The following is a 9,233-nucleotide window of genomic DNA, read 5'->3' as shown; positions in this document are numbered from 1 at the left end:
TCCCCGTCAAGCGGGTGGTCGATTACAACGTGAAGGTCCGGGTGAAGCCCGACCAGAGCGGCGTCGACCTTGCCAATGTGAAAATGTCCATGAACCCGTTCTGCGAGATCGCTGTCGAAGAAGCGATCCGCATGAAGGAAAAGGGTCTCGCCGAAGAGATTGTCGTTGTGTCCATCGGCCCGGCCGGTGCGCAGGAAACGATCCGCACGGCGCTGGCCATGGGTGCGGACCGGGGCATTCACGTGACGACCGACGCTACCGTTGAGCCTCTGGGCGTTGCCAAGATTCTCGCCAAGATCGTGGGCGAGGAAAACCCGAACGTCGTGATCCTCGGCAAACAGGCCATTGACGACGACGCCAACGCCACCGGCCAGATGCTGGCCGCGCTCCTCGGCTGGCCGCAAGGCACGTTCGCCTCCAAGGTCGAGAAGGACGGCGATGCGCTGAAGGTCACCCGCGAGATCGATGGCGGTCTGCAAACCGTCTCCATCGCGCTGCCGGCCATCGTGACGACCGATCTGCGTCTCAATGAGCCGCGCTACGCTTCGCTGCCGAACATCATGAAGGCCAAGCGCAAGCCGATCGACGCCAAGACGCCGGAGGATTACGGCGTTGACCTCAAGGCCCGCCTAGAAGTGCTCAAGGTGGCCGAGCCGCCCAAGCGCAAGGGCGGCGTGAAGGTGGAGTCGGTGTCCGAACTCGTCTCCAAGCTGAAGAACGAAGCAGGAGTGCTGTAATCATGGCCACGCTCGTTATTGCTGAACACGACAACAAGTCCCTGAACGAAGCCACCCGCGCTGCCGTGACAGCCGCGAAGAAGATGGGCGGCGACATCCACATTCTGGTTGCTGGCCAGGGCGCCAAGTCCGTGGCTGACGAAGCGGCCAAGGTGGACGGCGTTGCCAAGGTGATGCTGGCCGAGTCCGATGCTCTGGGCCACAAGATGGCCGAAGCCCTGGAAAGCCTCGTTCTTTCCATCGCTGACGGGTATGACGCGATCCTCGCGCCAGCGTCCACCGTGGGCAAGAACTTCATGCCCCGCGTCGCGGCCAAGCTTGATGTCATGCTGATCTCCGACATCACGGCCGTTGAAAGCGCTGACACCTTCATCCGCCCGATCTATGCGGGCAACGCGCTGATGACGGTCAAGTCGCACGACAAGGTGAAAGTCATCACCGTGCGCCCGACGACGTTTGAAAAGGCCGGCGATGGCGGGTCTGCCAGCGTTGACACGGTGTCCGCGCCGGACGCCGCTGCGAAGTCGAGCTTCGTGTCTGAAGAGCTTTCCAAGTCCGACCGTCCCGAGCTTGGCGCTGCCAAGATCGTCATTTCGGGCGGGCGCGGCATGGGCAATGGCGAAAACTTCGCCATTCTCGAAAAGGTCGCCGACAAGCTGGGCGCCGCCGTTGGCGCGTCGCGCGCAGCCGTCGATGCGGGCTTTGTGCCGAACGACTACCAGGTCGGCCAGACCGGCAAGGTTGTCGCCCCGCAGCTCTATATCGCTGTCGGCATTTCCGGCGCGATCCAGCACCTTGCCGGCATGAAGGACTCCAAGGTGATCGTCGCGATCAACAAGGACGAGGAAGCCCCGATCTTCTCCGTCGCCGATTACGGCCTCGTGGCCGACCTCTTCAAGGCGGTCCCGGAGTTCGAGGAAGAACTCGGCAAGATCGGCTACTAGCCGTCATCGCCTGTAGAATTGAAAAGCCCCGGAAGCGCCGCTTCCGGGGCTTTTTTCATTCCACCGGCTCGAACGCCCGCTCGACCGGCCAGGTCTCGTCGGCTGACCGCCAGGCAATGGAGGCAATCTTCCAGGTGCCGCCATCATTGAGGATGGTCAGGCTGTTCACGCCGGTGGCGACCGTCTCGCCGGTATCGGCCCGCACCGCCTCATAGGCCGACAGGACGGTCGCCATACCGCCATAGAGATAGGTCTCGCGCCGGGTCTCGGCTTCGGTAAAGCCGATCCGCGACAGGGCCTCGCCGTTGCGCGCGACATAATCATCGAGGGTCATGACGACGACGCGCTCCGTCCCGTCCGGCGCGGCGACAGACACGCTCATCTGCGCACCCGGCAGGAATAGCGAGCGGAAACGCTCCCAGTCCCTTGCCTCGCCCACGGGGCCGGAAATCACGTCATAGAGCGCGTCGAGCGCCTCGCCCGGCGTTTCCTGCGCACTGGCAACGCTGCCAAGCAGCGCTATCGCAGCCGGCAGGCTTGCAAGAAATTTCATCCGTTCCTCCCAGCCTTTATATTCCCGAAGACTGAACACCGCTTTGCGTAGAATCCGCAACTTACCGATTGGAAAGGGCCCGGGCTGGCATCATTCTTCCAGTCTCGTTGCAGTCATCCTGGCAGCCGATCTCGTGAATACGCGTTATCGTCCTGCAAGCACTGAAGGAACACGAAGGAAGGAGCGCTCCATGGCGATCAGCCGCAAGGACGAAGCCCGTTTTCTCGACAAGGACGAAACGGCGTTGGTGGAAAAGTCTCACCATCCTGAAATCGGCAATCTGGATGACAAGGAACTGGCAGGCACCATCAAGCTGATCCGCCAACGACGCGACCGGGCGCGCGAAATCGGCCAGCGCCAGCGCCGCGAGATGCGCGGGAAGGCGAGGCCGCAAGGGGCCAAGGCTGCTGGCGACAATGCCGGCACCAAGGAGAAGATGGCTGTGCTTGCACAGGCTCTCAAGCGCCTCAACTCTGAACAGACACGCCGCCGCGAGCTGTCAGCGCGCAGTGCGACCGCTTCGGGCATGAAGCGGGCAATGGAGCTGAAATCCGCAGCCCCTGCTGCCAAGCTCCCCAAGAGCAAGACCGCTGACAAGGGCATGAAGGTGATCGCGAACAAGAAGAACGAACAGATCACCGATCCGCGCGAGGTCGGCCGGGTCAGCCAGCAGATCAAGAAGGCGCAGGCAAAGAAAGACGGATAGAGGCGCGCCCCTTAGTACCGCTCCAGCGCGGCTTCGATGAGGGCGATGGCTTCCTCGCTATCCCAGACGGCCTCGCCGGACAGGCGGCCAATCTCGCCGCCATGGCGGTCATAGAGGATGGTGGTGGGAAGTCCGCGCGAACCGGCCGCCAGTGCCGAACGCAGGCCCGGATCGTGATAGAGCGCCAGCGAGGTCAGGCCGTTCTCCTCGTAGAAGCGGCGGGCCTCGTCCATCGTGCGGTCCATGGAGATGGCCACGACCTCGAAATCTTCGGAGCCGAGCCGGCGCTGCAGCGCATCGAGAGAGGGCATTTCCACCACACAGGGCGCACACCAGGTGGCCCAGAAATTGACCAGCACCAGCTTGCCGCGCCGGTCTGCGAGCGTGATGTCCTCGCCTTCGCCCGTAACAAGAGGAACGAGAGGCTGGGCGGGTGGCTCATCAATCGTGACAAACCCGCTCATGGCGCCGCGCGCATAACTGTCGAGCGGTCCCGGACTGGAACTGACAAGCGATGCGGAAATCACGTATAGAACCCCGGCAAGGCCGAGTATCGCCACGATGATAATCGCGCTACGCAAGCCACGGGTCCGCAGATAGGCCCTTACGCGTTCGAACATGACATTCCTTCCAGAAGGCCTGAAGCACCGATGAGCACGTCTGAGACCCCGAAAAACCGGCCCGGATCTGGCACCGACATGTGGGGCGGGCGGTTCTCCGGCGGCCCGTCTGCAATCCTCCAGGCGATCAATGCCTCGGTGGACATCGACCAGAAGCTCGCAGAGCAGGACATTGACGGCAGTCTAGCCCACGCGGCGATGTTGGCGGCATGCGGCATAATTTCAAGTGAGGATGCCCGCAGCATTGCCGGCGGCCTCGAAGACATCCGCCGCGACATCCGCGCAGGCAAGTTCACCTGGTCCGCCGCGCTGGAAGACGTTCACATGAATATCGAGGCGGCGCTGAAAGAACGCATCGGCGCACCTGCGGGGCGGCTGCACACGGCGCGGTCGCGCAACGATCAGGTTGCGACCGATTTCCGGCTCTGGCTGAGAGACGCGTGCGCGCGCATGGAGGCGGGCCTTCGCGCCTATCAGCAAGCGCTTGTGGCGCAAGCTGAAGCGCATGCCGACTGGGTGATGCCGGGCTTTACCCATCTGCAGACCGCCCAGCCGGTCAGCCTTGGCCATCACCTCCTGTGCTGGGTCGAGGCAGCGGAGCGCGATATCGGCCGCTTTGCCGACTGCCGCGCGCGCCTGAATGAAAGCCCGCTTGGCGCAGCTGCCCTTGCCGGAACAGCCTTTCCGATCGACCGGGAGATGACGGCAAAAACACTCGGGTTTGACCGGCCGATGGCCAATTCGCTCGATGCCGTGTCCTCGCGCGACTTTGCGCTGGAAGCGTTGAGCGCCGCGACGATCGCGGCGGTGAACCTGTCGCGCTTTGCGGAGGAGATCGTGCTTTGGACCTCGCGCCGGTTCGGCTTTGCCCGGCTGACCGATGCCTTCTCCACCGGCTCGTCCATCATGCCGCAGAAGCGCAATCCTGATGCTGCCGAGCTGGTGCGCGCCAAGCCGGGCCGGATTGCCGGTGCACTGCAGGGCCTGATCCTTGTCTGCAAGGGCCTGCCACTCGCCTATTCGAAGGATTTGCAGGAAGACAAGGCGCTGGTCTTCACCGCATTTGACGATCTCGAACTGGCGATTGCCGCCATGGCCGGTATGGCCGCCGACATCAGCTTCAACCGGGACGCAATGGAAGAAGCGGCTGGCGAAGCCTACTCGGACGCGACCGATCTTGCCGACTTCGTGGTCCGCGAGCTGGGCCTGCCGTTTCGCGATGCGCACCACATTGCGGGCAGCGTGGTGAAGGCGGCCGAGGCCAGGGGCGTTGCCCTGTCGCAATTGCCACTGGAAACTTTCCAGGCAGTCGAGCCGCGCATTGACGAGCGCATCTTCACCGTGCTCACTGCCCGGGCATCGATGGAAAGCCGCACCAGCTATGGCGGCACGGCGCCGGTTCGCGTGCGGGAGCAATGCGCGCTCTGGCGCGAGCGTCTGGCCAAGGAGTAAATGCACGTGACATCCCGTATCCTGCTACTGGCCATCCTTGTGAGCGCATTCACCCTTGCCGGCTGCGGCAATCGCGGCGCGCTCGACCGTCCCGGCCCGCTCTGGGGCGAGCCTCAGGACGCCGTTACCGATGAGGCCGATGGTTCGGCAGACGAGGACGTGCTGGTCGACGAGCGGCCCTCGCAACGCCTGCCGAGCATGCCCGGAGATGACCCGTTCGAAGACGACTAGCCACCCGCGCCTTGGCAGCGTTGTGTGTGCAAGTCGCGGATGCGTGCCTGCATCGTGCGCGTTAGGCTCGCGCCTGCGATGAAAATCTTGCCTGTCCAGATTGCCCGGCTGGCCCTCCTGTGGGAGCGCGCAGCCCCGGTGCTCGCCGGTCCGCTGGCGATGACGGCACTTTATGCCATTCTCTCCCTGACAGGCCTCGTGGAGCGCATGGGCGACCCGTGGCGCGCATTGCTGGCGATTGCCTTGCTTGTGATCGGCGCAGCCATGGCGGCCGGACCGGTGCGCGCTTTTGCCTTCCCGACGCGTGGTGACGCCCAGCGCCGGGTGGAAGCCGATAGCGGGCTGAAAGGCCGTCCCTTCGAAGCGCTCGAGGACGAACCGGCAACCGGAGAAAGCGTGCTCTGGCTCGCCCACCGGGGCCGGATGCGTGATGCCCTCGCACACGCCAAAGCCAGACGCCCCAGAGCCGCCTGGGCCAGCCTCGACAGTCATGGTGTGCGCATCAGCGCCATCCTCGTTCTGGTTACCGGCTTTCTCCATGCAGGCGACGCGGCCTGGCCGCGCCTGCAGGACGCGTTCTCGCCCATGCCGCTGGCGGGGGGCGGTGAGCGGGCTGTTGCCGAGTTCTGGGTCGAACCGCCTGCCTATACCGGACGGCCCGTACTCTTCCTGCAGGACCGGCGTGAGGCCAGCATTCCGCAAGGCTCGGTCCTTGCCGCCCGCATTACAGGCCTTCGCCGGACCCCGCGCGTTTCCGGTGCCGAGGCCGAAATCGAAGAGATCGGCGATGGCGTGCGCCAATTGCGCATGGTGATCGACCAAAGCGGTGATGTACGCCTGCAGGCCGGTGCGTTTCGCGAACGGCTCGATCTTGATGTGATCCCCGACACGCCGCCGCGCCTGGCGCTGGTGGCCGAGCCCGAAAGCGACAGTCTTGGCCAGCTCACGCTGGAGTTTGCGGCCAGTGACGATTACGGAATCGAGGCCTATGCACTGCAGATCGCCCGTGATCCGGGTGATGGCAGCGATCCGCCGGAATCAGACTGGGACCGGCTGGACATTGCACCGGGCAATGTTGTTCCTGGCTCCGGTGAAGGCCGCTTCCGGGCCAGTGTCGAGACGGCCCGCCAGGCGCTTGCCGGGGAGCGCGTACTGGTGCGCATGGAGGGCACGGACGGTGCCGGCCAATCCGGCGTGACCGGCCCCCTCGCCCTTCGCCTGCCCGAACGGCCCTTCCTTGATACGATGGCCCGGGCAGTCAGCCATGAGCGCCGGCTCTTCCTGCAGGCAGCTGCGCCCTATGCCCCGTATCCCGAGACGGTGGAGCGGCGCGGCGATGATCCGTTCTGGCCATGGCTGGATGACGAGCCGGAACTGCGTCTGGAGCGTGCACCTCAAGGCGTTCAGCGCCTTTCCCTCTCGCTGGATGCGCTGGGCGATGCACCCGCCAGTCATTTCCCCGACCGCATTGTCTTTCTGGGCCTGCGCACGGCCATGCATCAGGTTCGCCGCGCACGCGAGATTGAGGACCTCGGCCACCTGGACGAGGATCTCTGGCAGATCGCGCTGAGAGCCGAGCTGGGCACGCTGGCTGACGCGGAAGCTGCCTTGCGTGCCGCAGAGCGTGCGCTTGCCGATGCACTGGCGCGCGGCGCCGACGAGATGGAGCTGGCCGCCCTCTTTGAACAGTTCGAGGAAGCAACGCGCAATTACATCGCCGCCCTGATGCGTGAGGCCATGCAATCGGAGGCGCTGGCCGGTGGCGGTGGTCAGGGCATGAATATGAGCGCTGACATGCTGCAGGAACTGCTCGATGCCCTGCGCGAGGCGACAGAGCTAGGCGATACCGAAGGCGCACGCCGCGCGCTGGCACAGCTCGCCGAGCTGCTGCGCAACATGCAGGTCATGGCGGGAAGCTCAGGCGAAGGCCAGGGCGAAAGTGCGCTTGGCCGTGCCTTGCGCGAAGCATTGGAAGAGCTCGGCGATGTCATCGGCGAGCAGCGCGGCCTCACCGACGAGACCTATGAGCAGTCGCGCTCCGGCGATCTGGCTGAGGGCCGGCCCGGCGGTGAAGGCGATGCGCTTGCAGGCGAGCAGGAGGGCATTCGCGGGCGGCTTGGTGAGCTTCTTGAACGCATGCCCGAAGGCATGAGCGAGGAAGGCGCACGCGCCTTTGACGAAGCCGCCCGCCAGATGGAGGAGGCTGCCAGGGCCCTGCAACGCGGTGAGGGCGAGGCGGCGCTCGAAGCCCAGGACGAAGCCTTGCAAGCCCTGCGCGAGGGAGCTGCCGACACGGCCGAACGCCTGCAGGCCGAAAACGAATCCAACGGGCGCGGTCAGGGCGAGCGTGATCCGCTCGGCCGGGAAACCGACGGTGGCGGCACGGGCGGCGATACCGAAGTGCCGTCCGAAATGGAGCGCCAACGGGCACGCGACATCCTGCAGGAATTGCGGCGCAAGGCCGGTGACGGAACCCTCACAACGGAAGAGCGCGCCTATATGGAGCGCCTGCTGGACCGGTTCTAGAGCGGGTCGGGCGCGATCACGACTTCCAGTTCGGCGCCGCCCTCCGGCGGGTCAGCCAGGACGGTGCGGAAAGCTTCCTCGCCATGTCCGGGCAGGCTGACCGCATCGAGCATCACGACCCATTCGACCAATACCTCGCCATTCTCGCCGGTGATGACAGCGCGCAAGGGCCGGGTGTCACGTTCACGCCCCGTGATGTTGACAACCTCTCCCTCGATGATGAGAGCGCCTTCAGCGTCTTCGGACGGGGTGGCACGCAGGTTGCGCACTTCGAGCCCGTAAGGGTTTACCGGCACGCCGACAGCGGCATACGCGCTGGCCGTGCGCGGGAATGTCTCGACAATGTCGGCACGGAAAAGCCAGGCAGCGCCAAGCACCACGACACATGATGCGGCAACAACCGCCCAGCCTGTGCCTTCCACCGTCTTGCGGCTGCGCTGGCGGCGGGTCTCGGCCCGCTTGCGGACGACTTCATGGGGCTTTACCGCCTCGATGCCACCAGCGGGGCGTAAAGCCGGTTCAGGAGCGAGCGGTTCCTTGCGCAAGGTCGGGCGGGCTGGCTCATCAAGGGTCAGCGCCTCTGCGTCCGCCTTCCAGCCATGACCACAGGCCGCGCATCGCACACGTCCCTTGCGCAGGGCAATGGCGTCCGGGTCGACCCGGTATCGGGTCTCACAGCTCGGGCAGGTAACGATCATGGACGTCTACCTCTCATCTCCTGCATAGTCAGATTCGCCTCAAACCTGCACACACGCCGCCGTGCGCTACGCCGCCAACCGTTTCCAGACGCGCCAGCCAATGGACATGCCCGCCTGATGGACCAGCCTGTCACTGCCAACCTGACCAATCCGGGCGACGCGGCCATGCCGGCCGTCCGGTTTGATAATGTCGGCATGCGCTATGGGCGCGGACCGGAAGTCTTGTGCGACCTCTCTTTTGATTTACCGCGTGGAAGTTTCCAGTTTCTGACCGGACCGTCCGGGGCCGGCAAGACATCGCTGTTGCGGCTGATCTATCTGGCCGAGCGCCCCTCGCGCGGGCTGGTGTCGCTCTTTGGCGAGGATATCAGCACGCTGGACCGCAATGCCTTGCCGGCATTGCGCCGCCGCATTGGCGTGGTGTTTCAGGACTTCCGCCTGCTGCCCCATCTGAGCGTCTTCGACAATGTCGCCCTGCCTTTGCGCGTGGCGGGGCAGAATGTGCGCCAGTATGGCGAGGATATTGTCGAGCTTCTCAACTGGGTGGGGCTGGGCCATCGCATTGACGCCCTGCCGCCCACCCTTTCGGGCGGTGAACAGCAACGCGCCGCCATTGCCCGCGCCGTCGTCAGCCGCCCGGAAATCCTGATAGCCGACGAACCGACGGGCAATGTCGACCCGGACATGGCCCGGCGCCTCCTGCGCCTGTTTGTGGAGCTGAACCGGCTCGGTACGACCGTACTCATCGCCAGCCATGATGTGTCGC

General features: G+C 64.8%; 10 protein-coding genes. 7 read left to right on the top strand and 3 right to left on the bottom strand.

The features are described 5' to 3' along the window. On the top strand, window positions 1-737 hold a 737-nt coding region (locus tag ACTS2Z_RS00580), incomplete at its 5' end, for an electron transfer flavoprotein subunit beta/FixA family protein (RefSeq protein ID WP_442571293.1). Window positions 738-739: 2 nt separating this feature from the next. Then, entirely contained in the window at window positions 740-1,681 is a 942-nt protein-coding gene (locus tag ACTS2Z_RS00575; RefSeq protein WP_442571292.1) for an electron transfer flavoprotein subunit alpha/FixB family protein, read from the top strand. Window positions 1,682-1,736: 55 nt separating this feature from the next. Here the strand turns inward: ACTS2Z_RS00575 and ACTS2Z_RS00570 are convergent, their stop codons facing one another. Then, window positions 1,737-2,234: a hypothetical protein gene (locus ACTS2Z_RS00570; RefSeq protein WP_442571291.1), complete on the bottom strand. Its 498-nt coding sequence runs from the start codon at window positions 2,232-2,234 to the stop codon at window positions 1,737-1,739. A gap of 190 nt (window positions 2,235-2,424) precedes the next feature. On the opposite strand from ACTS2Z_RS00570, the gene ACTS2Z_RS00565 reads away from it, so the two are divergent. Next, window positions 2,425-2,940, top strand: coding sequence for a hypothetical protein (locus tag ACTS2Z_RS00565; protein WP_442571290.1), 516 nt, complete (start codon window positions 2,425-2,427; stop codon window positions 2,938-2,940). A gap of 11 nt (window positions 2,941-2,951) precedes the next feature. Here ACTS2Z_RS00565 and ACTS2Z_RS00560 read toward each other — a convergent pair whose 3' ends face one another. After that, entirely contained in the window at window positions 2,952-3,560 is a 609-nt protein-coding gene (locus tag ACTS2Z_RS00560) for a TlpA family protein disulfide reductase (RefSeq protein WP_442571289.1), read from the bottom strand. A 30-nt stretch (window positions 3,561-3,590) separates the two neighbouring features. Between ACTS2Z_RS00560 and argH the strand changes: the two genes are divergently transcribed. The 3 genes from argH to ACTS2Z_RS00545 all read left to right on the top strand — a co-directional run bounded on the left by argH (window position 3,591) and on the right by ACTS2Z_RS00545 (window position 7,769). Next, window positions 3,591-5,012 (top strand): argininosuccinate lyase, encoded by a 1,422-nt coding sequence (gene argH, locus ACTS2Z_RS00555; protein ID WP_442571288.1) that lies wholly within the window; start codon window positions 3,591-3,593, stop codon window positions 5,010-5,012. 6 nt (window positions 5,013-5,018) lie between these two features. Continuing rightward, a complete protein-coding gene (gene lptM, locus ACTS2Z_RS00550) occupies window positions 5,019-5,243 on the top strand; it encodes an LPS translocon maturation chaperone LptM (protein ID WP_442571287.1) in 225 nt (74 codons plus the stop codon). A 78-nt stretch (window positions 5,244-5,321) separates the two neighbouring features. After that, window positions 5,322-7,769 (top strand): DUF4175 domain-containing protein, encoded by a 2,448-nt coding sequence (locus tag ACTS2Z_RS00545; RefSeq protein ID WP_442571286.1) that lies wholly within the window; start codon window positions 5,322-5,324, stop codon window positions 7,767-7,769. Here ACTS2Z_RS00545 and ACTS2Z_RS00540 read toward each other — a convergent pair. Next, window positions 7,766-8,467, bottom strand: coding sequence for an MJ0042-type zinc finger domain-containing protein (locus ACTS2Z_RS00540; protein ID WP_442571285.1), 702 nt, complete (start codon window positions 8,465-8,467; stop codon window positions 7,766-7,768). The genes ACTS2Z_RS00545 and ACTS2Z_RS00540 overlap by 4 nt on opposite strands. A gap of 117 nt (window positions 8,468-8,584) precedes the next feature. Between ACTS2Z_RS00540 and ftsE the strand changes: the two genes are divergently transcribed. Next, window positions 8,585-9,233 (top strand): cell division ATP-binding protein FtsE (gene ftsE, locus ACTS2Z_RS00535; RefSeq protein WP_442571284.1); only part of this gene is annotated, 649 nt, incomplete at its 3' end.

The sequence above is a fragment of the Glycocaulis sp. genome (assembly GCF_052168375.1).
Classification (GTDB): Bacteria; Pseudomonadota; Alphaproteobacteria; order Caulobacterales; family Maricaulaceae; genus Glycocaulis.
This window is presented reverse-complemented; position numbering and strand designations above follow the sequence as displayed.

Coding starts and splice junctions, on each gene's coding strand:
- ACTS2Z_RS00575 (WP_442571292.1), top strand. CDS start 740: ATGGCCACGCTCGTTATTGCTGAACACGACAACAAGTCCCTGAACGAA.
- ACTS2Z_RS00570 (WP_442571291.1), bottom strand. CDS start 2,234: ATGAAATTTCTTGCAAGCCTGCCGGCTGCGATAGCGCTGCTTGGCAGC.
- ACTS2Z_RS00565 (WP_442571290.1), top strand. CDS start 2,425: ATGGCGATCAGCCGCAAGGACGAAGCCCGTTTTCTCGACAAGGACGAA.
- ACTS2Z_RS00560 (WP_442571289.1), bottom strand. CDS start 3,560: ATGTTCGAACGCGTAAGGGCCTATCTGCGGACCCGTGGCTTGCGTAGC.
- argH (WP_442571288.1), top strand. CDS start 3,591: ATGAGCACGTCTGAGACCCCGAAAAACCGGCCCGGATCTGGCACCGAC.
- ACTS2Z_RS00545 (WP_442571286.1), top strand. CDS start 5,322: ATGAAAATCTTGCCTGTCCAGATTGCCCGGCTGGCCCTCCTGTGGGAG.
- ACTS2Z_RS00540 (WP_442571285.1), bottom strand. CDS start 8,467: ATGATCGTTACCTGCCCGAGCTGTGAGACCCGATACCGGGTCGACCCG.